The following is a 21,997-nucleotide window of genomic DNA, read 5'->3' as shown; positions in this document are numbered from 1 at the left end:
AAATGGCCAACGACGGCGCGTCGCAGGCGGTCAATTCCCTGCTACCGCACAGCGAATTCGCATTCCAGATATGCAGCCTCTGCCCGAACATTGCAGAAACAGCCGAAAGCGGCGCCCCGAAGGGCGCCGCTTTCGAAATGGCCTTGGAGCTAGGCAGCGCGGACAGAACCGAGGAACTTGCTGACTTCGAGCCTCAGCCGGTTCGAGTCGCGCGACAGCATCTGCGCGGCCGACAACACCTGGGTGGAGGCCGAGCCGGTCTCGACAGCGCCACGCTGGACGTCACCGACATTGGACGAGACCTGTTGGGTACCCTGAGCGGCCTGCTGCACGTTGCGGGCGATTTCCTGCGTCGCTGCGCCCTGCTCTTCCACGGCCGCAGCGATCGCCGAAGATATTTCGGAGAGGCGTGCAATGGTGCCGCTGATGCCGCTGATGGCGCTGACCGACTCCTGGGTTGCGGCCTGGATGCCGCCGATCTGCTGGCCGATTTCTCCGGTCGCCTTGGCTGTCTGCTCCGCCAACGCCTTCACCTCGGATGCCACCACGGCGAAGCCGCGGCCGGCTTCACCGGCCCGCGCCGCCTCGATGGTGGCATTCAGCGCCAGCAGGTTGGTCTGGCCGGCGATGGCGTTGATGAGCTCGACGACATCGCCGATCCGCGACGCGGCCCGCGACAACTCGCCGACGCGCTCGGTGGTGGCCTGAGCCTGGGTAACCGCCTCGCGAGCGATCCTGGAGGAGTCCTGCACCTGCCGGCTAATCTCCCGCACTGATGACGACATCTCTTCGGCGGCAGACGCCACCGAATGGACATTGGCCGACGCTTCCTCGGAACCGCTGGCGACGACCGTGGCCAATTCCTGGGACCGGCCGGCGGTCGAGGACAATGTCGAGGCCGAAGCCTCGAGCTCGGTCGCAGCCGACGAGACAGTCTCGACGATCTCGCCGATCGCAGCCTCGAAGCCATCGGCAAGCTTGGTCATGTCGGACTTGCGCTGCGTCTCCGCGCGGCGCTGCACGGCCTGCACCTCATCGCGGCTGAAGCGGATGATGGTCTGCACGGTCTGGAGATTGCGCAGCGCCTCGCCGATCTCGTCATCGCGCTCGATCACGATGCGGTTGTCGAATTTGTCCTGCACGAGGTTGACCAGGGTGTCGTTGAGCTGCTGCATCGGCCCTTGGATCGCGCGCATGGTCGCAAGACCCGCGAAGCCGACGACGACTGCCCCGACGACGGCCAGTGCCGACAGCATCAGGCTGGCCGAACCGCCGGAGGCGAGCGCACCATAAATGCCGAGCGCGAGCATGAAAAACGCCTGGAGCACCATCGTCGTGACAAGGCGCGCCTTCAGCGTGCCAGTGAAGACGCTGAAGCGGTCGAGCCACGAGCGGCGGCGGATGATGCCAGCATCGACGCGATAGCCATGCGACTTCTTTTCGCGGATCGCGGCGTAGACCTCCTCGGCGAGCTTGCGCTGGTCGGCCGGCAGTTTCGTGCGGATCGAGGTGTAACCGTTGACCTGGCCATTCTCCCGGATCGGCGAGGCCGTCGCCAGCACCCAGTAGAAGTCGCCGTTCTTGCGGCGGTTCTTCACCGCGCCGAGCCAGGGCTTGCCGGCCTTCAGCGTATCCCAGAGATTGTCGAACGCCTCCGGCGGCATATCGGGATGGCGGACGATATTGTGTGGCTGGCCCATCAGCTCGGCCGATGTGAAGCCGGCCGCGGCGAGAAAGTCTTCGTTGAAGTAGGTGAGCTTGCCCTTGAGATCTGTCCGCGAAACGATCAGCGTCTCGTCGCTGACCGGATATTCGACATCAGTGACCGGAAAATTCTTGCGCATGGAGCCCCCAAGAAATCAAATAGAGTATAGGTCAATTTCAATCGGGAACCGCCCGCACTGGCACTGCCCTCCAAGGGGCTGCTCTGCGCAAATTCTCGTAAATCCGACTTAACCATCCGTGAAACGCCTCGCCCGTAGCACTACGGGAAGTTCATCAAGTCACTACTTGTAAGCGACATCATGCTACCGGCCAAACGAAACGAGCGGCGCTTTTGACGCCGCTCGTCATTCGATCGGATGAAAGATCAGGCCGCGCGGACGTTGGTCAGGAACTTGCTGACTTCGCTCTTCAACCGGCCCGAGTCGTTCGACAGCATTTGCGCAGCCGACAGCACCTGCGAGGAGGCCGAGCCGGTCTCGGTCGCGCCGCGCTGCACGTCGGTGATGTTGGAGGAGACCTGCTGGGTACCCTGCGCGGCCTGCTGCACGTTGCGAGCGATCTCCTGCGTCGCTGCGCCCTGCTCTTCCACCGCGGCTGCAATCGCCGACGAAATCTCCGACAGGCGCTCGATGGTCGAGGAGATCTCCTTGATGGCGCCGACCGAGTCGTTGGTCGCCGCCTGGATGCCGGAGATCTGTTGGCCGATCTCGCCGGTCGCCTTCGCGGTCTGCTCGGCGAGCGCCTTCACCTCGGAGGCGACGACCGCGAAACCGCGGCCGGCTTCACCCGCACGTGCCGCTTCGATAGTCGCGTTCAGCGCCAGCAGGTTGGTCTGGCCGGCGATGGTGTTGATCAGTTCGACGACGTCGCCGATGCGGGACGCCGCTTTGGAAAGCTCGCTGACGCGCTCAGTGGTGGCACGGGCCTGGCCGACAGCATCGCCTGCCATCCGCGCCGATTCCTGCACCTGACGGCTGATCTCGCCGACCGACGAGGCCATCTCTTCGGTCGCCGAGGCCACCGACTGCACATTGGTCGAGGCTTCTTCCGAAGCACCGGCAACGGTGGTAGCGAGCCTCTGGGAGCGTTCGGCCGTGCCCGTCAGAGTGGTGGCCGATGCCTCGAGCTGGGTCGAGGCGGAGGACACCGTGCCGATGATCTCACCCACGGCTCCCTCGAAGTCGTCGGCAAGCTTCAGCATGTCCGCCTTGCGCTGCTCAGCGTTGCGGCGCTCGGCTTCGACCTGTTCCGCCTTCAGGCGTTCCACTTCGATCGCATTGGTCTTGAAGACCTGGACCGCATTGGCCATCTGGCCGATTTCGTCCTTCCGTTCGGTGGACGATATCGCCACGGACGTATCGCCCTTGGCGAGAACGCCCATCTCGGTCGTGATGCGCTGAATGGGGCGGGTGACCACGACGGCGACGCCAAAAGCGCCGGCCAGCGAGAGCAGCAAGGTGACGATACCGCCAACCAGCATGGCCATCGTCGCGTTGGCCGATGCGGCGTCGGAAGCCACAGCACGCGTCGTCAGCAGCGACCGCTCTTCTGCATCCATCTCCTGCACGACGGCGCGCAATCCATCCATGGACTTCTTGCCGGCGCCGGATGCCTCTAATTCCCGCGCCTTGGACTGCGTTGCAGGATCCTTCATCAGCGCGATTTCGCGCTGCGCGACATTGGCCGTCCAGTCGCTGGCGAACGCCTTCACGCGTTCGAGGCGCTTCTGCTGAACCGCGTTATCCGATGTCAGACTGCCGACCTTGGCCGCGGCGGCCTGAAACTGCTTCTGGCCGGATTCGTAAGGTCCGAGAAAGGCGCTGTCCGCAGAAACGAGGTAGCCGCGCACACCCGTCTCCGAATTGACCATGGCTCCGACGAGGTCGGAGAGCTGCTCCAGCACCTGATATGTATGCACCGTCATCTTCGACGTGGAGTTCATCACGCTCAGCGAATTGTAGATCGCAGCGGTGCTGCCGGCGACGACGAGACAGATCGCCGCGAACACCGCAGAAACCTTCATCGAAATGCGAACGTTGTTGATCCAAGACATCAAATTTCCTCAGTATTTCCGGTTGAAATGCTCATCAGGCGGCCAGGCCGCCTAACTCGGCAAGTTCTGACTTGAGGATTATACCGTCCGCGAGATCGTTCACCCTTAACGGAACTGCGTAGTCATACTGAGCCAGCATCATAAAACATCCCGGACTTTTGCGGGCATATTCAAGAACGCGCGCGGAGGAGCGTCTCGTGGTGTTGCAATTGCCGCTCTCGTCGGCACTGCGGCCGGCATTGCCCGGAAAGGCGAAGCAGTTTCGCCCTTCGCCAGATGCCCGAAAACAAAAGAGCGGCGCACAGCGCCGCTCTTGATTGACGCAGGATGCGCGCCTGCCTCTAAGCCGCGCGGACGTTGGTCAGGAACTTGCTGACTTCGCTCTTCAGCCGGCCCGAGTCGTTCGACAGCATTTGCGCAGCCGACAGCACCTGCGAGGAGGCCGAACCGGTCTCGGTCGCACCGCGCTGCACGTCGGTGATGTTGGAGGAGACCTGCTGGGTGCCCTGCGCGGCCTGCTGCACGTTGCGGGCGATCTCCTGGGTCGCTGCGCCCTGCTCTTCCACCGCGGCTGCAATCGCCGACGAGATCTCCGACAGGCGCTCGATGGTCGAGGAGATCTCCTTGATGGCGCCGACGGAGTCGTTGGTCGCCGCCTGGATGCCGGAGATCTGCTGGCCGATCTCGCCGGTCGCTTTCGCAGTCTGCTCGGCGAGCGCCTTCACCTCGGAGGCGACGACCGCGAAACCGCGGCCGGCTTCACCCGCACGTGCCGCTTCGATGGTCGCGTTCAGGGCGAGCAGGTTGGTCTGGCCGGCGATGGTGTTGATCAGTTCGACGACGTCGCCGATGCGGGACGCTGCCTTGGAAAGCTCGCTGACGCGCTCGGTGGTGGCACGGGCCTGGCCGACAGCATCGCCCGCCATCCGCGCCGATTCCTGCACCTGACGGCTGATCTCGCCGACCGACGAGGCCATCTCTTCGGTCGCCGAGGCTACCGACTGCACATTGGTCGAGGCTTCTTCCGAAGCACCGGCAACGGTGGTCGCCAGTCTCTGGGAGCGTTCGGCAGTCGAGGTCAGCGTCGACGCCGAGGCCTCCAACTGGGTCGAGGCCGACGATACGGTCTGGACGATCTCGCCGATCATGGCTTCGAATTCGCGGGTGACGTTGTCGACGCGGCGGCCACGCTCGATCTTGGCTTCGGCATCCGCGGCCGCAGCCTCATCGGCAGCCTTCTTGGCGATCAGCGCCTCCTTGAATATCTGAAGCACGTCGGCCATGGCACCGATCTCGGTCTTCTCGCCGCGATGCGGCACGTCGGCAGAGAGGTCGCCGCGGCCGAGCGCCTGCATCGGCTCGATGATCGAGTTGATGCCGCGCGAGACGTCCTGGACGAGATAGAAGCCGACGCCAAGGCCGGCGATGACCGCAGCACCGAGGATGATCGCAACCAGCATGAAGGCGTAGTAGAAGGTATCGGCGGCATCCGCGGCGGCGGCCTCACCGCCCTTGGTGTTGAGCTCGATGTCCCTGGTCAGGACCTCATCCGCCGCAAGACCGATCTTGTTGACGGTCTTGGAGTTCAGCTCCTGCGCATCGTGCGGGACCTTGCCGACCTCCTTGCGAGAGAGCTCGAAGACATCCTGGGTGCCCTTCTTGTAGTCGTCCCAGAGCCTGGACCAATCGTTGTAGAGCTTCCGCTCCTCCGCCGAGGAGATCATCGCCTCGTATTTCGCGCGGATCTTGGCGAGCGCCTCGATCACGGTCGCCGCGGTCTTCTCCGTCGCGAGCTTATCCTCGAGCGTCTCGGCCAGCATGTGCTGGCGGACCACGTTGCGGTAGGTGATGACGCTGGCGCGCAGGTCGCCGATCACGCGCACGCTGGGCATCCAGTTGGTGGTGATGTCGACGGTGTTGGCGTTGATCGTCCGCATCTTCATGACGGCCAGGAGACCCATGCCGGCCATTGCCACCAGCAGGAATGCCACGACGCTGATGATCTTGGCGCGAATGGAAACGGTGGCAAGCATAATCGGGTCTCTTTGTGCTGGCGCGGTGCGCGTCCGGAGGTTCTTCCGAATCAACCAAAAGGAGCAGCACCAACATCCAACACCAGAGCACTTGCGCAGATGTTAACTACGACTCCGTACGAGTACGAAGCCCGAAAGAAATGAACAGGCCGCTAAAAATGCCCTGCTCTCAGCGCATGAGCCTAAGCGCATCGGCGAAAAACTCGGCGCCTCCGAAGTTTCCGGACTTCAGAGCGAGCAGCATGTCGGCTTTGCCGCCCACCGAATGAAGCACCGGGACGCCTGCCGCGATCTCGACCCCGACGAGAAATCCGGGAATCTTCAGCCGATCGACCACCGCGCCGGACGTCTCTCCGCCGGCGACGATCAGGCGCTGAACCCCTGATTTTACGAGATTTTCGGCAATATCGGCCATGGCCTGCTCGATCGCGTGGCCGGCCGCGTCGCGACCGTGCCGCGCCTGCAATGCGGCGACCTGGTCGGGTGTCGCGCTCGAGGCGATCAGCACCGGGCCCTCCGCAAGCCGCGGCCTCGCCCAATCCAGCGCGCGCTGTGCTTCGCCGCCCCCCGTAATGATACGGTCCGGATCGAGGTGTAGCACCGGCATGACCCGTTCGGCGTTGGCGATCTGCTGAAGCGTCGCCTGGGAGCAGCTCCCGGCGAGGCAGGCCGCCGGTCCGCCGACGGCCGTGCCGGTCTCGCTGCTCGCCCTGGCTGGTTTGACTTTACCCGTCGACACCAGGGCCCGCGCGAGCCCGAGGCCGATGCCGGAGGCGCCGACCGACAGGCGGTGCTCGAGGGCGACGAGGCCGATGGCCTCGAGGTCGCGGTCGAAGACCGCGTCGATGATGGCGGCACCGATGCCCTTGGCCGCCAGCTCGACCAGCCGCGCCCGCACGGCATCCGGGCCGCGCGTGACGGTGGCGAGGTCGACGAGACCGATCTGCGTCCTGCTCTGGCGCGCCAGCACGCGCACCAGATTGGAATCATGCATCGGGTTGAGCGGATGATCCTTCAGCGGGCTCTCGTTGAGCGGCACCGCACCGACGAACAGGTTGCCCTGGTAGACGGTGCGGCCCGTCTCCGGGAACGCCGGCGTCACCAGCACGGCGCCCTCGCCGGCGTCGGCGCGCAGCGCGTCCATCACCGGACCGATATTGCCTGAAACGGTGGAATCGAAGGTCGAGCAGATCTTGAACAGCACATGGCCCGCGCCGCGGCCGCGCAGCCATTGATCCGCCGCGCGCGAACGCGACACGGCAAGGCCGGCCTCGATCGAGCGGCTCTTCAGCGACACCACGACGGCATCGACCTCGGGCAGTGCGAGATCGTCCGCGGGCACGCCGATGGTCTGCACGGTGCGCAGGCCCGCGCGCGTCAAGGTGTTGGCGAGATCGGATGCGCCGGTGTAGTCGTCGGCGATGCAGCCAAGAGAGATTTTCGCTGCAAGTGTCACGGCTTCACTCCCGCATAGGGCTCGAACCAGGCAAGACCGTCGGTGGTCTTGCCGCGCGGATTGTATTCGCAGCCGACGAAGCCGGCATAGCCGAGGCGGTCGAGTTCTTCGAACAGGAACGGATAGTTCAGCTCCTCGCCGTCGGGCTCGTTGCGTGAGGGGATGCTGGCGATCTGGACGTGGCCGATGATCGGCATCATCTCGCGCAGGCGCATGGTGACGTCGCCATGGATGATCTGGCAGTGATAGATGTCGAACTGCAGCTTCAGGTTCGGAAGCCTCAGCTCCTGGATCAGATCGCGCGCGAAGCCGAAATCGTTGAGGAAGTAGCCGGGCACGTTGCGCGCATTGATCGGCTCGAGCACGATGTCGATGCCGTGCGGGGCGAAGAACTCCGCAGCCCATGCCACCGATTTGTAGAACGCCTCGATCGCGACGCGCTCGCCGCGATTGGCGATGCCGGCCATCAAATGCAGCCGTTTGACGCCGGTCGCCTTGGCGTAAGGCAGCGCCGTCTCCAGGCCCGCCTTGAATTCGGAGAAGCGCGAGGGGAGCGCGGCAAAACCCTTCTCGCCGGCGTTCCAGTCGCCCGGCGGCAGGTTGAACAGCGCCTGGGTCAGCCCGTTGCGCTTGAGGCGCTCGCCGACCGCCTCGGCAGGGTGCTCATAGGGAAAGAGAAACTCCACCGCGGTGAAGCCGGCTTGCGCAGCGGCATCGAAGCGATCGAGGAACGGCACCTCGGTGAACATCATCGAGAGATTGGCGGCAAAACGGGGCATTGGAATCTCTTCTTTACTTGTTGCCGGGAAGCTTGACGCCGGTGACCTGCGCATACATCCGCGCCACCGAGGCGTCGTCGTCGCGACCCATGCCGGCGGCCGATGTCATCAGGAACATCTGGAGTGCGGCGGCGGAGACCGGCACCGGGAATCTCGCGCTGCGCGCCATGTCCTGGATGATGCCGAGATCCTTGACGAAGATCTCGACCGCGCTACGCGGCGTATAATCGCCGTCCAGCACGTGCGGCATGCGGTTCTCGAACATCCATGAATTGCCGGCGGAGGCCGTGATCACCTCGTAGACCTTGCGGATGTCGAGGCCCTGCTTGGCCGCGAACGCGATCGCTTCGGAGGCTGCGGCGATGTGCACGCCGGCGAGCAGCTGGTTGATCATCTTGAAGGCGGCACCCTGGCCGGCGGCATCGCCGAGCTCGTAGAGCTTTGCGGCCATGGCATCGAGCGCGGGCCGTGCTTTCGCGAATGCAGCCGAGCTGCCGGAGGCGAGGATCGTCAGCTCGCCCTGCGCGGCGCGCTGCGCGCCGCCGGAAATCGGTGCGTCCAGATAATGCCTGCCGGTCGCCTCCAGCTGCTTGGCAAGGCGTCGTGCCACATCGGGGTCCATCGTGGCGGAGGATACGAAGACGCTGCCTTCCGGCATGGTCTCGGCGACGCCGTCCTTGCCGAACAGGATCGTTTCGGTCTGCGCGGCGTTGACGACGACACTGACGACGATATCGGCGCCCTTGGCCGCCTCGGCCGGTGTCTTGGCACCCGCACCACCATCCTTCACGAAACGCGCCACCGCCTCGGCCGACACGTCGCAGCCCGCGACGGCGTGGCCGGCGCGCTTCAGCGAGGTCGCCATGCCAAACCCCATCGAGCCGAGCCCGATGACCGCGATGCGCTGATTCTGTGAAATGGAGGCGGACATGCAACTAACCCTTGCGAACGTTTCCCGGACGGCCGGCTTTTGCGGCGGCTCGACGAACCGATATCACGGCTTGGCCGCGCTGCCAAAGCGTGAGACAAGCGGGCATGACGGCCATGAGACCTGAAGCGAGCAACGAGACGCGGCTGCGCGAGGACATCTGCCGCTTCGGACGGTCGCTGTTCGAGCGCGGGCTGACGCCCGGCTCCTCCGGCAATATCAGCGTCAGGCTGGACGGCGGCGGCTGGCTGGTGACGCCGACCAATGCCTCGCTCGGCTTCCTCGATCCTGCAAAGCTGTCGCGGCTCGACGAAAGAGGTCGGCTGGTGTCGGGCGATGCCCCGACCAAGGAAGTTCCGCTGCACACCGCGCTCTACGACACGCGCGGCAGTGCACGCGCCATCGTGCATCTGCATTCGACACACTCGGTCGCGCTCTCGATGCTGCCCGAGATCGACCCGCGCGCCGCGCTGCCGCCGATGACGGCCTATTATCTGATGAAATGCGGCGCCACCGCGCTCGTGCCGTACTACCGCCCCGGCGATCCCGCGGTTGCGGATGCGATCAAGGGCCTGGCGGGGAGATATTCATCGGTGCTGCTCGCCAATCACGGCCCGGTCGTTGCCGGCGACACGCTGGAGGCCGCAGTGTTTGCGACCGAGGAGTTGGAGGAAACGGCGAAGCTGTACCTGCTGCTGCGCGGGATGAACCCGCGCTATCTGTCACCGGAGCAGGTGAACGATCTGGTGAAGGTGTTCGGGGTGGCCTTGCCGGAGCATGGCCACGGGCATTAGCGCCGTGCGTTGCGAGTGAACGGTCGGCGCCTCACCCACGGCTGTCATTCCCCGCGGAAGCGGGGAATCCAGTACGCCGCAGCTTACCCGTATATCTCTACCATCTCGGAGTACGGGATCCCCCGCCTTCGCGAGCGACGACGCCGAGAGTGTGGGACAAGCAGCCCAACACTTTCGCCTTACAGCCCCAGATACGCCTTACGCACATCCGGATTGCCTCTGATCTCAGCCGCGGGACCCTGCATCAGCACGCGGCCGGTTTGCAGGATGTAGGCGCGATCGGCGATCTCGAGGCACTCGGCCATGCGCTGCTCGACGATCAGCACTGTCATGCCGGCGTCGCGGATGCGCAGGACCGCCTGGAAGATCTCGTCCACCAGCTTCGGCATGATGCCCTGCGAGGGTTCGTCGAGCATCAACAGCCTTGGGCGCGTCATCAGCGCGCGGCCGATCGCGAGCATCTGCTGCTCGCCGCCGCTGAGCGTCTCCGCGCGCTGCTCCAGACGTTCAGCCAGGCGCGGAAACAGCGTGAAGACGAGATCGAGCGGCGCTTCGCGGTCGGCTTCGCCGCGGTAGAGATAGCTGCCGAGACGGAGATTGTCACGCACGGACAGGCGCGGGAACAGACGGCGGTTCTCCGGCACGTAGGCGATGCCTGCCGCCGTGATGTGGTGCTGCGCCATGCCGTTGATCTGCTTGCCGTCGAAGGTGACGTTGCCAGAGCGCGGACGCTCGGCACCGGCGATCGACTTCAGCAGCGTCGACTTGCCCGCGCCGTTGGCACCGGCGACGCAGACGATCTCGCCCTTCTGAACCTCGATCGAGACCGAGGAGATCGCGACTAAGCCCTGATAGGCGGTCGTGATTTCATGCACTGACAGCATGACGATCTCCCAGATATGCGCTGATCACCTTGGGATCGCGAACGACGTCGGCGGGTTTGCCCTCGACCAGCACCTTGCCGAGGTCGAGCACGATGGCGCGGTCGACCAGCGGCATCACGATCTCCATGACATGCTCGACCATCAACACGGTGATGCCGGTATCGCGCACCTTGCGCACCAGCGCGACACCGGTCTGCGCCTCGGTCGGCGTCAGGCCGGTGAGGACTTCGTCGAGCAGCAGAAGCTTCGGCTCGGTTGCGAGCGCGCGGGCAACTTCGAGACGACGCTTCTCGGCCGGCACGAGGTCGCTGGCGAGCACGTGGGCGCGCGTGGCAAGGCCGGTAAACTCCAGCACCTCGTGCGCCTTGCGACGGGCCTCACGCATCACCGTGTTGCGCACCAGCGCACCGACGATGACGTTGTCGATGACGGTCATGGTCTCGAAGCTCTTGACCACCTGGAAGGTTCGCCCGACACCGCGTTGGCAACGTTCCGCCGCCGGCATGTGGGTGACGTCCTCGCCGTCGAACCAGATTGATCCTTGCGTCGGCGGCAAGACGCCGGCGATGAGGTTGAACAGCGTCGATTTGCCGGCACCGTTCGGGCCGATCAGGCCGACGATCTCGCCGCGACCGACCGAGATCGAGACGTCGCTGTTGGCGACGAGGCCGCCGAACCGCTGCCAGACGCCGCGGGTTTCAAGGAGCGCGGTCATCGCGTGGCTCCTTTCGCTTTCGAACGGGAGAACAGGCTCACCAGGCCCTGCGGCAGGGCCAGCGAGATCGCCACGATCAGTGCGCCATAGACGATGAGGTCGACGCCACGGCCGGAGCCGCCGATATAGGAGCGCGTCAGCTCCGTCATCGGGATCAGGATGGCGGCGCCGAGCACCGGGCCCCAGAGGGTGCCGATGCCGCCGAGCACGGCCGGCAGCGCCATCAAGAGCGAAAACTGGAAGCCCATCACGCTCTCGGGATCGATATAGGCAAGAAACTGCGCATAGAAGGCGCCGCCGAGGGCAACGAGAAAAGCGGAGACGGCAGCCGCGCCCATCTTGGAGTTGAACACGACGACGCCGAGGCTTTCGGCTGCTTCCGGATTGTCCTTCACCGCGCGCCACCAGAAGCCCCATTTGGAGTCTTCGAGCCACCAGGTGACGAACCAGGCGAGACAGCACAGCGCCAGCGCGAAATAGAAGTACGGCAGCTTGCTGCGCATGAACTGGAATTTCAGCCAGCTGTCGCCGCGCACGGGAATGGTGATGCCCATCGCAGCTCCCGCCCATTCCCAGTTCTGGAACAGTAGCAGCCCGATCTCGGCGATGACGATGGTCGCGATGACGAAGTAATGGCCGCGCAGGCGGAAGAAGGGATAGCCAAGCCCCATCGCGATCACGGCAGCGATCACGCCGCCAGCGAGCATGCCGAACCAGGGCAGCACGCCGAATTTGGTGAACAGGAGTTCGGTGGTGTAGGCGCCGATGCCGAAATAGAGCGCGTGGCCCAGCGAGATCTGCCCGCAATAGCCGGAGAGGATGTTCCAGCTCTGCGACAGCGCTGCGTACATCAAGGTCAGGATCAGGATGTTCTGGACGTAGACATCCTTGATGACCAGCGGCGCGAGCGCTGCGAGCCCGGCCAGAGCCGCGGCGATGATGAGGTCGCGGCGGCGCCGCGCGGCAAATGTCTTGTCCATCACATCGACCCGAACAGGCCACGCGGCCGGATGAATACGACGAGCAGATAGACCGCGTAGATGCCGACCGATTTCAGGGAAGGAGGCAGCACCAGGGCGGTGGTCGCTTCGACGAGGCCGACGATGATGCCACCGGCGAAGGCGCCGAACACGCTGCCGAAGCCGCCGAGCGCCACCGTGACATAGGCGATCAGGGCGAAGGACGCGCCGACGTCCGGATAGATGTAGAAGAACACCGCCATGATCGCACCGGCGAGGCCGACCAGCGCGGCGCCGAGACCCCAACCGAACGCGAACACGCGGTTCTTGTCGATGCCGACCAGTGCGACCGCACCGGGATCCTCGCGGGTCGCCTCCAGCGCGCGGCCGAAGTCGGTGCGGTGAATGAAGAAATAGAGGGCGGCAAAGGCCGCGATCGAGACCGCAGCACCGATCAATTGCGGTTCCGGCAGGAAGATGCCGGCGACCGAGATGGTTTTGCCACCGGCCCAGGACTGCGGAATGCTGCGATAGTCCGGCGTGAAGAAGAACTGCGCGAGGCCGCGCATGAGGATGGCAAGGCCGAAGGTAGTGAAGATCTGCACCATACCGGCATTGGCCTTGGCCCGCATGGCGAAGCGTACAACGAGGAGATAGACCACTGCTCCGAACACGAACATGGCCGCAGCGACCAATGGCGCCGAGAGCAACGGGTCGATCGCGAAGAATGCGAACAGGAAGAAGGACAGGTACATCGCGATCATCAGGAACTCGCCATGGGCGAAGTTCGTGACGTCCATCAGGCCGAAGATCAGCGCGAGGCCGACTGCGATCAGTCCGTAGAGCAGACCCATGAGCAGGCCGCTCGCGAGACTCTGGATAATGGCTTGGGCTGTCAAAAGTCTGTCCCCCGAAATAGATCCTCATCCTGAGGAGCGCGCACAAGCGCGCGTCTCGAAGGATGGCCCAGCCCTCGTCCTTCGAGACGCGGGCTACGCCCGCTCCTCAGGATGAGGGCGGGAGCTGCGTCTGAGCCCCCGCGTTCGTAATCTTACTTCATCGGCCAGACCGCCTCGGCGATCGCGGCCTGCGGCGGGAAGATGGTGACGAACTTGCCGCCGATATATTGCAGCAGCACCGGGTCGGCGTCGTTGTTCTGGCCCATCTCGTCGAACTTGACGCGCTTCCAGGGCATGATGGTCTGCTCGCCCGGGATGTCGGTCGCCGCCAGTGCATCGCGGATCTTCTCGCCGTCGGTCGACTTGGCGCGGTTGATGGCGTCGGCGAGGATGATCAGGCCCATGAACTGGCGCGAGGTGAGGTCGTTGAAATCCTTGCCCGACCGCGTCTTGAACATGTCGTTGATCTTGCCGACCATCGGGCGCTTCTGCGCGAGATCGAGCGAGAAGGTGCCGCGCGAGATCACGCCTTCGAGCTTGTCGCCGACGGCATCATAGAGCGCCTTCTCGGAGAAACCGGCGTCCTGCGCCACGATCGCGTTCGGCTTGTAGCCGAGTTCGGCCATGGTCTTGACCAGCAGGATGCCGTCGGTGGTGTAGCTCGAGGGCATCAGCACGTCGGCATTGGCGGACTTGAGCTGCTGCACCTCGGCCGAGAGCGAGGGCGAATTGGCGCGATACTTGATGTCGGTGACGATCTTGTAGCCGCGCTCGCCGGCGATCTTGGCCTGGGCGTTGCCGGAATCGGTGCCGAAGATGGTGTCCTCGTGGAACAGCGACAGCGTCTCGATCTTGGTGCCCTTCTTCTTCAAGGCGTCGAAGAAGTCGAACATCGCGGCCGAATACATCTCGTCATGCGGCGCGGCACGGAAATAATACTTCAGGCCGCGGCGATGCAGGCTGGGCGAGGAATTGTCGGCGGAGACGAACGGGACCTGGTAGCGCTCGCAGATTTGGCTGACGGTAACGGCGACCGCGCTCTGATAGGTGCCGATGATGGCGGAGACCTTCTCCTGCGTGATCAGGCGCTCGGCCTCGGCGCGGCCCTTCTGCGGATCGGCCTGGTGATCGGCGAACACGAGACGGACCTTGGCGCCGCCGAGGCCCGGCAGGCCTTCGCCCTTCGCCAGCGGCAGGTCGAAATCGGTTTTCTTGTTGATGACCTCGAGCGCGGTCTCATAGGCTTTCTGCGCATCGACACCCTGCTGCGCGCTGCCGCCGGAGAACGGATAGATCACGCCGATCACGACTTCCGAAGTCTGTGCGCGTGCAGCCAGCGGCACCAGCGCTGCAGTGGCGGTGGCACCCAACAATACGTCGCGGCGAGTGATCGTCATGGCAGAGTCCTCTTTGACTGAATTTCAGCTGATCGAATGAAGCGATTGATGGATGCGGTAAAGCTCGAAGAAGCAGCAAATGCTGCCCACTAAATCACGGCCATGGTCCTGTTCTTGAGATCCGTCACCAGCATCAGGCCGGGCGAATGCGTGATCGCGAACGGGAGCTTGGCTGCATTGATCACCGATTGCGGTGTCACGCCGCAGGCCCAGAACACCGGAATCTCGTCGTCGGCGACCGGTACCGGATCGCCATAGTCCGGCTTGGCGATGTCCTTGATGCCGATCAGATGCGGATGGCCGAGATGCACGGGCGCGCCGTGCACGGCGGGATAGCGCGAGGTGATCTGCACCGCGCGGATCGCATCCGCCGGCTTGAACGGACGCATCGACACCACCATGGGACCGGCGAACGGACCGGCCTCGCCGCAGGCGATGTTGGTGCGGTACATCGGGACGCGCACATTGCGCTCGATGTGGCGGATCGGCATGCCTTCGTCGAGCAAGGCTTCTTCGAACGAGAACGAGCAGCCGAGCACGAAGGTCACGAGATCGTCGCGCCAATGCCTGGTCACGTCGGTCGGCTCGTCGACGACCTCGCCGTCGCGCCAGACGCGGTAGCGCGGCACGTCGGTGCGGATGTCGAGATCGGCGCCGAGCGAAGGAATGTGCGGGCTGCCGACATCGGACATGCCGATGATCGGGCACGGCTTCGGATTGAGCTGGCAGAAGCGATGAAAGGCGCTGGCATATTCCGCCGGCAGGATCGCCAGATTGCCCTGGACGAAGCCGGGAGCGACGCCGGCGGTGGAAGCGACCAGCCCTTGCCGGTAGGCAAGCCGCGCCTCGCGGCTCGGAAGGGCGTCGGGCGTTTCGGTTTGCTGCGCTGCCGCCAAAACAGTCATGTGATCGACCTGCCTATAAACTCAACAAAGACAGCCAACACCAAGCGTGCTATAAAGTCTAATCGTCCTTTCTAATCGATATCGATAAATTTATTTTATCGATGAGGAAAATCCTTCCAATGCTGGACTTCAGGTCGATCGAGACTTTTCTCTGGGTCGTAAAGCTCGGCAGCTTCCGCGGCGCCGCAGCACGGCTCAATACGACCCAGCCGGCGATCTCCCAGCGCATCGCCCAGCTCGAGCGAGAGATGGGCGTCAAGCTCCTCAACCGCGATCATCGCGTGGCATCACCGACACCGAGCGGCCGGCAGATGATGGTCTATGCGGAGAAGCTGATCGGCCTGCGTGCTCAGATGATGGCCGAGGTCGGCGACCGCTCCGCGATGCGCGGCGTGATGCGGCTCGGCGTCGCCGAGACCATCGTGCACACTTGGCTGCCGCGACTCGTGAAGAGCGTGAATCAGGTCTATCCGAACCTGTCACTGGAGATCGAGGTCGACATCACGCCGAACCTCACCGCGCGCCTGCTGGCGCAGGAGATCGAGCTTGCCTTCGTGGTCGGACCGCTATCGGCGTCCGGCGTGCATAATCGCGTGCTCGCCGATTACCCGATCGGCTTCCTCGCAAGCCCTTCGCTCGGCCTCGGCAAAGGCCGGGTGACGCCGGCGGAGCTCGCGCGCTTTCCGATCATCACTTTCCCGCGCAAGACCAAGCCTTACGAGGTCGTACGCGAGGTGTTCGACCGGCCAGAGCTGCCGCCGATCCGGCTGCACGCCTCCGCGTCGCTCGCGACCGTCATCCACATGGCAGTCGAAGGCCTCGGCGTCGCCGTGATCCCCGACGCGATCGTCGAGAACGAGCTCGCCGACGGGCGGCTGCAGCTGCTCGATACCGATCTCGCCATCGCACCGCTGACCTTCACCGCAAGCTGGCTCGCCTCGCCCGACGTCGTCGCCGTGGAGCGCGTCGCCGAGCTTGCACGGCAGATTGCGCAGAGCAGCCTCGCAGTTGACGCGCCCGCGCTGGCGCGGCATTGAAAAAGGCGCCGGACGAAAGAGAGAACGACCGCATGAGCCGAGCCGCTACCAATCTGCAAATCGATTCCGCCCGCCTCTGGGGCTCCATCCACGAGACCGCGCAATTCGGCGCGACGGCCAAGGGCGGCGTGCGGCGGCTGACACTGAGCAGCGAAGACAAGCAGGTGCGCGACTGGTTCCGCAGGGCATGCGAGGACGCGGGTCTCGAAGTGCACACCGACGCGCTCGGATCGCAATTCGGCCTGCGCAAGGGCCGCGACATGTCGAAACCGCCTGTCGGCATCGGCTCGCATCTCGACACCCAGCCGACCGGCGGCAAGTATGACGGCATCCTGGGCACGCTCGGCGCGCTGGAGGTGATCCGCACGTTGAACGACGCCGGCATCGAGACCGAAGCGCCGATCTGCATCGTCAACTGGACCAACGAGGAAGGCTCGCGCTTCGCGCCTGCGATGATGGCCTCGGCGGCCTACGTCGGCGATTTCACCACCGACGACATTTTGTCGCGCAAGGACGCCGAGGGCACGACCGTCGGCCAGGCGCTGGACAGCATCGGCTATCGCGGCGACAAGCCGGTCGGCTTCCAGAAGCTCGGCTGCTTCGTCGAGCTGCATATCGAGCAGGGCCCGATCCTGGAGGCCGAGGGCAAGACCATCGGCGTGGTCGATTCCGGCCAGGGCGTGCTCTGGTACGACGGCAAGATTTCAGGCTTCGAAAGCCATGCGGGCTCCACGCCGATGCCGCTGCGCCGCGACGCGCTGGCGACCCTGTCGGAGATCGTGCTGGCGATGGAGTCCATCGCGAAGAAGCTCGGACCGAACGCGGTCGGCACCATCGGCGAGGCCGTGATCGCAAACCCCTCGCGCAACGTCATCCCCGGCGAGATCGCCTTCACCATGGACTGCCGTAGCGCGGACGGCGCCATCATGGATGCGCTCGATCGCGATCTGCGCGCCGCGATTGCGGAGATCGCCGCACGCCGCAGGGTCGAGGTCAAGATCGATCTGGTCTGGCGCAAGCCGCCGACGCATTTCGATCCCAAGCTGATCGCAGCGGTCGAGAACGCAGCCAAGACGCTCGGCTATTCCTCGCGCCGCATCACCTCCGGCGCCGGCCACGACGCCTGCAACCTCAACACCGTGATGCCGGCGGCGATGGTGTTCGTGCCCTGCAAGGACGGCATCAGCCACAACGAGCTGGAAGACGCGACGCAGCCCGATTGCGCCGCGGGCACCAACGTTCTCATGCATACCGTGCTGGCGATCGCCGGCGTCGCATCCTGACCGGAGAGAGACATGCGCGGAGTTTTCGTCGACGCCAATGAAGCGCTTGCCGTGATCATGGAGCGGCTTGAGAAGCCCGGCGATCCCAAGGTTCGGATCCACAGGGATCCTGATATCAAGCCCGAGCAATACCCTGACATCCTCGACGGCGCCGAGATAGCGATCGTCGATCACACCGCGCTGCCGACCGAGGTGGCGAAGAAGTGCACGGGGCTGAAGCACGTCGTGTTCCTCGGCACCGGCGCGCGCAGCTATATGAACCCGGAGGAGCTGGCAGAACTCGGCATCTCCGTGCATCTGATCAAGGGCTATGGCGACACCGCGGTCGCCGAATCCGCGATCGCGCTGATGTGGGCCTCGGCCCGCGGCATCGCCATGATGGATCGCGAGATGCGCGGCGGCAACTGGCTGCGCGAAGACGGCATGCAGCTCACCGGCAAGACGCTCGGCCTGATCGGCTTCGGCGGCATCGCCGCCGAAGTCGCGCGCATTGCGTCCGGCAGCGGCATGAAGGTGATCGCCTGGAACCGCTCGCCGAAGAGCCATCCGGGTGTCGAATTCACCGATCTCGACGGCGTGCTGGCAAGGAGCGACGTCGTATCGCTGCATCTGCTGCTCAACGACGAGACGCGCGGCATGATCACGCGCGAGAAGATCGCTAGAATGAAGCCGGGCGTCATCCTCATCAACACCGCCCGTGCCGCTATTGTCGACGAGGCCGCCATGATCGATGCGCTGAAGTCAGGTCACATCCGCCATGCCGGGCTCGACGTCTTCAACATCGAACCGCTGCCCGGCGATCATCCGTTGACGAAGATTCCCAACGTGACGCTGTCGGCGCATTCGGCGTTCCGTACGCCGGAGGCGAGCGAGAACCTGATTGGCGCGGCGTGGGAGCACTGCCGCCGGATCGTAAGAGGATAAGAAGAGCAACAATGGCCGACTATCGCACCATCAAGGCAGAACCGCTCACCAACGCCATCCGCGCCATCGTCAAGGCCGGCGGCTCCTCGGACCGCGAGGCCGAGCTGGTGTCCACTAATCTGGTCGAGGCCAACCTCAAGGGCCACGACTCCCACGGCGTCGGCATGATCCCGCGCTATGTCCAGAGCGTCACCAACGGCGGCCTCGCCGTGAACGCGCACGTCAAGGTGGTGCTCGACACCGGGCCGCTGCTCACGCTCGACGGCCTCACCGGCTACGGCCAGGTGATCGGCCACGAGGCGATGGAGCTGGCGGCCGAGCGCGCCAAGAAAAACGGCGTGTGCCTCGTCGGCCTCTCCAACTCGCACCATATCGGCCGCATCGGCCACTGGGCCGAGCAGTGCATCGACCACGGGCTGGTCTCGATCCACTTCGTCAACGTCATTTCCCGCCCGATCGTGGCACCCTGGGGCGGCAGCGATGCGCGCCACGGCACCAACCCGTTCTGTGTCGGCATCCCGCGCAGGGGCAAGGACCCGATCGTGCTCGACTTCGCCACCAGCAGGATCGCGCAAGGAAAGACCCGCGTCGCCCACAACAAGGGCGTCGGACTAGAGCCGGGCACCATCATCGACAACGAGGGCAAGCCCACCACCAACCCGCGCTACACCGTGATCCCGCCGCACGGCGCCATCCTGCCGTTCGGCGAGCACAAGGGCTCCGGCCTCGCGCTGGTGTGCGAAATCCTCGGCGGCGCGCTCTCCGGCGGGCAGGTGGTCAAGGGCCCGTCCGACGGCAAGCACAACGTCCTCAACGGCATGCTCTCGATCGTTATCGACCCCGGCAAGCTTGGCACCGGCGAGAACCTCGCCCATGAAGTCGAGAGCTTCGTCGCCTGGCACACCGGCTCGCCGCCTGCCGCCGGCGTCGACAAGGTCAAGATCGCCGGCGAGCCCGAGCGCGAGACCAAGAAGAAGCGCCTGGCTGAGGGCATTCCGGTCGATCCGACCACCTGGCAGGAGATCATCGAGGCGGGGAAGAAGTTCGGGCTGGATCAGGCGGCGATCGAGAAGATCGCGGGTTGATTGACCTAACGCGGATTGTAGGGTGGGCAAAGCAAAGCGTGCCCACCACTTCCGATCAAATGTTCCGCGATGGAAGAGGTGGGCACGGCGCTTCGCGCCTTTGCCCACCCTACGAAGGTCAATCCACCATATCCGCAACCGCCTTGCCGCACGCCGTCGTGTCGGCGTTGCCGCCGAGGTCCTTGGTGCGGAGCGTGCGTTCGGCCAGCGTGCGCTCGATCGCGTCGACGATCGACTTGCCGGCGACTTTCTCGCCGAGATGATCGAGCATCATGGCGCCCGACCAGATCGCGCCGATCGGGTTGGCGATACCCTGCCCCGCGATATCAGGCGCCGAACCGTGCACCGGCTCGAACACCGAGGGGAAATCGCCCTCGGGGTTGATGTTGCCTGACGGCGCGATGCCGATGGTGCCGGTGCAGGCCGGACCAAGGTCGGAGAGGATGTCGCCGAACAGATTGGAGCCGACCACCACGTCGAACCAGTCCGGATGCAGCACGAAGTTCGCGGTCAGGATGTCGATGTGGTACTTGTCCCACTTCACGCCGGGAAACTTCTTCGCCATCGCCTCAACGCGCTCGTCCCAATAGGGCATGGTGATGGAGATGCCGTTGGACTTGGTCGCGGAGGTCAGGTGCTTCTTCGGCCGCGATTGCGCGAGCTCGAAGGCGAACTTCAGGATGCGGTCGACGCCGGTGCGGGTCATCACCGTCTGCTGCGTCACGAACTCGCGGTCGGTGTCCGGGAACATGCGGCCCCCGACGGAGGAATATTCACCTTCAGTGTTCTCGCGCACCACCCAAAAATCTATGTCGCCGGGCTTGCGGTTGGCCAGGGGGCACGGCACGCCGGGCATCAGCCGCACCGGGCGGAGGTTCACGTACTGGTCGAACTCGCGGCGAAACTTGATCAGCGAGCCCCACAGCGAGACGTGGTCGGGAATCTTGGCCGGCCAACCGACCGCGCCGAAATAGATCGCGTCGTGCTTGCCGATCTTCTCCTTCCAGTCATCAGGCATCATCTGGCCGTGCTTCTCGTAATAGTCCCACGACGAGAAGTCGAAATGGTCGAAATGCAGCGAGACCCCGTGCTTCTTCGCCGCCGTCTCCAGGACGCGCAGGCCCTCCGGCATCACTTCCTTGCCGATGCCGTCGCCGGGAATGACCGCGATCCGGTATTGTTTCTTGCTCATCGAGAACGTCCCTCTTTGGTCCGGCAGCCGCCGCCTTTTTGACCGCACTGCAATGGACCAAACGCGGCGGCAGTGCAACGCTGCACTGCAATGTTGACCATGGCGCGGCCAAGCGCCTACTGATTTCATCCAGTTCCCCACCGAGCGAGTAACCTCATGGATCTGCATCTGCGTGGCAAGCGCGTCCTGATCACGGGCGCGTCCAAGGGCATTGGCGCCGCCGCCGCCGAAGCCTTTGCCGAGGAAGGCGCAAACCTTCTGCTCGCCGCGCGCAGCGGCGATCAGCTCAAGGCGCTGGCGGACCGCCTGCGCTCCGCCCACCAGATCGATGCCGCGACGAGCGTCGTAGACCTGCGCAAGCCTGAGGATCTGGCGCGGCTCGCCGGCGAAGCCGCCGACATCGACGTGCTCGTCAACAATGCCGGCGACATCCCCGGCGGCTCGATCGACAAGATCGACGAGGCGACCTGGCGGGACGCCTGGGATTTGAAAGTGTTCGGCTACATCAACCTGACGCGGCAGATCTACGCGCAGATGAAGGCCAAGAGCGGCGGCGTCATCGTCAACGACATCGGGGCGGCCGGTGAGAAATTCGACGCCAACTACATCTGCGGCAGCGCCGGCAATGCCGCGCTGATGGCCTTCACCCGCGCGCTCGGGGGAAAAAGTCTCGCCGACAACATACGCGTGGTCGGCATCAATCCCGGCCCCGTCGGCACCGATCGCCACGTCACCCTGCTCAAGACGCGGGCCAAGCACCAGTTCGGCGACGAGAGCCGCTACAAGGAATTCCAGAAGAGCCTGCCGCTCGGTCGCCCCGCACATGCGCGCGAGATTGGTGACCTCATGGCGTTCCTGGCTTCGGACCGCGCGGGATATACGTCGGGCGTGATCTACACGGTCGACGGCGGCATCAGCGCTGGCTGGAGCTAACTCTGTCCACGTCATT

General features: G+C 64.6%; 19 protein-coding genes. 6 read left to right on the top strand and 13 right to left on the bottom strand.

Translation table 11 applies throughout. The annotated features are described in order from the left end of the window. Nucleotides 1-149: 149 nt before the first annotated feature. The 6 genes from CIT39_RS11220 to ltnD all read right to left on the bottom strand — a co-directional run bounded on the left by CIT39_RS11220 (nt 150) and on the right by ltnD (nt 8,977). Nucleotides 150-1,844, bottom strand: a complete 1,695-nt coding sequence (locus CIT39_RS11220) for a methyl-accepting chemotaxis protein (RefSeq protein ID WP_094975293.1) — start codon at nt 1,842-1,844, stop codon at nt 150-152. A gap of 245 nt (nt 1,845-2,089) precedes the next feature. Further along, nucleotides 2,090-3,778, bottom strand: coding sequence for a methyl-accepting chemotaxis protein (locus CIT39_RS11215; protein ID WP_094975294.1), 1,689 nt, complete (start codon nt 3,776-3,778; stop codon nt 2,090-2,092). A gap of 341 nt (nt 3,779-4,119) precedes the next feature. After that, nucleotides 4,120-5,811 carry a methyl-accepting chemotaxis protein gene (locus CIT39_RS11210; protein WP_094975295.1) on the bottom strand — a complete coding sequence of 564 codons (1,692 nt, stop codon included), beginning with the start codon at nt 5,809-5,811 and terminating at the stop codon, nt 4,120-4,122. 169 nt (nt 5,812-5,980) lie between these two features. Next, nucleotides 5,981-7,267: a 3-oxo-tetronate kinase gene (otnK, locus tag CIT39_RS11205; RefSeq protein WP_094975296.1), complete on the bottom strand. Its 1,287-nt coding sequence runs from the start codon at nt 7,265-7,267 to the stop codon at nt 5,981-5,983. Further along, the gene (otnI, locus tag CIT39_RS11200) at nt 7,264-8,046 is read right to left on the bottom strand and encodes a 2-oxo-tetronate isomerase (protein WP_094975297.1); all 783 of its coding nucleotides are present in this window, start codon (nt 8,044-8,046) and stop codon (nt 7,264-7,266) included. Before otnI ends, otnK begins: the two co-directional genes overlap by 4 nt. 13 nt (nt 8,047-8,059) lie before the next feature. Continuing rightward, nucleotides 8,060-8,977: an L-threonate dehydrogenase gene (ltnD, locus tag CIT39_RS11195; RefSeq protein WP_094975298.1), complete on the bottom strand. Its 918-nt coding sequence runs from the start codon at nt 8,975-8,977 to the stop codon at nt 8,060-8,062. A 104-nt stretch (nt 8,978-9,081) separates the two neighbouring features. Between ltnD and otnC the strand changes: the two genes are divergently transcribed. Further along, a complete protein-coding gene (otnC, locus tag CIT39_RS11190; RefSeq protein ID WP_162308448.1) occupies nt 9,082-9,768 on the top strand; it encodes a 3-oxo-tetronate 4-phosphate decarboxylase in 687 nt (228 codons plus the stop codon). A 179-nt stretch (nt 9,769-9,947) separates the two neighbouring features. On the opposite strand, the gene CIT39_RS11185 is transcribed toward otnC, so the two are convergent. The 6 genes from CIT39_RS11185 to CIT39_RS11160 form a co-directional block, all read right to left on the bottom strand. Then, nucleotides 9,948-10,652 carry an ABC transporter ATP-binding protein gene (locus tag CIT39_RS11185; RefSeq protein WP_094975300.1) on the bottom strand — a complete coding sequence of 235 codons (705 nt, stop codon included), beginning with the start codon at nt 10,650-10,652 and terminating at the stop codon, nt 9,948-9,950. Then, nucleotides 10,636-11,367, bottom strand: coding sequence for an ABC transporter ATP-binding protein (locus tag CIT39_RS11180; RefSeq protein ID WP_094975301.1), 732 nt, complete (start codon nt 11,365-11,367; stop codon nt 10,636-10,638). Before CIT39_RS11180 ends, CIT39_RS11185 begins: the two co-directional genes overlap by 17 nt. Continuing rightward, nucleotides 11,364-12,347: a branched-chain amino acid ABC transporter permease gene (locus CIT39_RS11175; protein ID WP_094975302.1), complete on the bottom strand. Its 984-nt coding sequence runs from the start codon at nt 12,345-12,347 to the stop codon at nt 11,364-11,366. The genes CIT39_RS11180 and CIT39_RS11175 overlap by 4 nt, the downstream gene beginning before the upstream one ends. Next, nucleotides 12,347-13,180: a branched-chain amino acid ABC transporter permease gene (locus CIT39_RS11170; RefSeq protein WP_244607619.1), complete on the bottom strand. Its 834-nt coding sequence runs from the start codon at nt 13,178-13,180 to the stop codon at nt 12,347-12,349. The genes CIT39_RS11175 and CIT39_RS11170 overlap by 1 nt, the downstream gene beginning before the upstream one ends. A gap of 197 nt (nt 13,181-13,377) precedes the next feature. Further along, on the bottom strand, nt 13,378-14,622 hold the full coding sequence (locus CIT39_RS11165) for an ABC transporter substrate-binding protein (RefSeq protein WP_094975304.1): 1,245 nt from the start codon (nt 14,620-14,622) through the stop codon (nt 13,378-13,380). Nucleotides 14,623-14,711: 89 nt separating this feature from the next. Next, the gene (locus tag CIT39_RS11160) at nt 14,712-15,527 is read right to left on the bottom strand and encodes a putative hydro-lyase (RefSeq protein WP_094975305.1); all 816 of its coding nucleotides are present in this window, start codon (nt 15,525-15,527) and stop codon (nt 14,712-14,714) included. Between the two features lie 119 nt (nt 15,528-15,646). Here CIT39_RS11160 and CIT39_RS11155 point away from each other — a divergent pair, with 119 nt between their 5' ends. From CIT39_RS11155 to CIT39_RS11140, 4 genes are read left to right on the top strand one after another with little or no spacing between them, the layout of a single operon-like run. Then, a complete protein-coding gene (locus CIT39_RS11155) occupies nt 15,647-16,564 on the top strand; it encodes a LysR family transcriptional regulator (RefSeq protein WP_094975306.1) in 918 nt (305 codons plus the stop codon). Nucleotides 16,565-16,596: 32 nt separating this feature from the next. After that, nucleotides 16,597-17,847 carry a Zn-dependent hydrolase gene (locus CIT39_RS11150; protein WP_094975307.1) on the top strand — a complete coding sequence of 417 codons (1,251 nt, stop codon included), beginning with the start codon at nt 16,597-16,599 and terminating at the stop codon, nt 17,845-17,847. A 12-nt stretch (nt 17,848-17,859) separates the two neighbouring features. Then, nucleotides 17,860-18,771 (top strand): NAD(P)-dependent oxidoreductase, encoded by a 912-nt coding sequence (locus CIT39_RS11145; protein WP_094975308.1) that lies wholly within the window; start codon nt 17,860-17,862, stop codon nt 18,769-18,771. An 11-nt stretch (nt 18,772-18,782) separates the two neighbouring features. Next, nucleotides 18,783-19,856 carry a malate/lactate/ureidoglycolate dehydrogenase gene (locus CIT39_RS11140; RefSeq protein WP_094975309.1) on the top strand — a complete coding sequence of 358 codons (1,074 nt, stop codon included), beginning with the start codon at nt 18,783-18,785 and terminating at the stop codon, nt 19,854-19,856. Between the two features lie 118 nt (nt 19,857-19,974). Here the strand turns inward: CIT39_RS11140 and CIT39_RS11135 are convergent, their stop codons facing one another. Beyond that, a complete protein-coding gene (locus CIT39_RS11135) occupies nt 19,975-21,048 on the bottom strand; it encodes a tartrate dehydrogenase (protein ID WP_094975310.1) in 1,074 nt (357 codons plus the stop codon). Nucleotides 21,049-21,204: 156 nt separating this feature from the next. Here CIT39_RS11135 and CIT39_RS11130 point away from each other — a divergent pair, with 156 nt between their 5' ends. Beyond that, nucleotides 21,205-21,981: an SDR family oxidoreductase gene (locus tag CIT39_RS11130; RefSeq protein WP_094975311.1), complete on the top strand. Its 777-nt coding sequence runs from the start codon at nt 21,205-21,207 to the stop codon at nt 21,979-21,981. The last annotated feature ends 16 nt before the right edge of the window (nt 21,982-21,997 follow it).

This window comes from Bradyrhizobium symbiodeficiens (assembly GCF_002266465.3).
GTDB lineage: Bacteria > Pseudomonadota > Alphaproteobacteria > Rhizobiales > Xanthobacteraceae > Bradyrhizobium > Bradyrhizobium symbiodeficiens.
The sequence above is the reverse complement of the archived record's forward strand: the minus strand, read 5'-3'. Positions and strand labels throughout refer to the sequence as shown.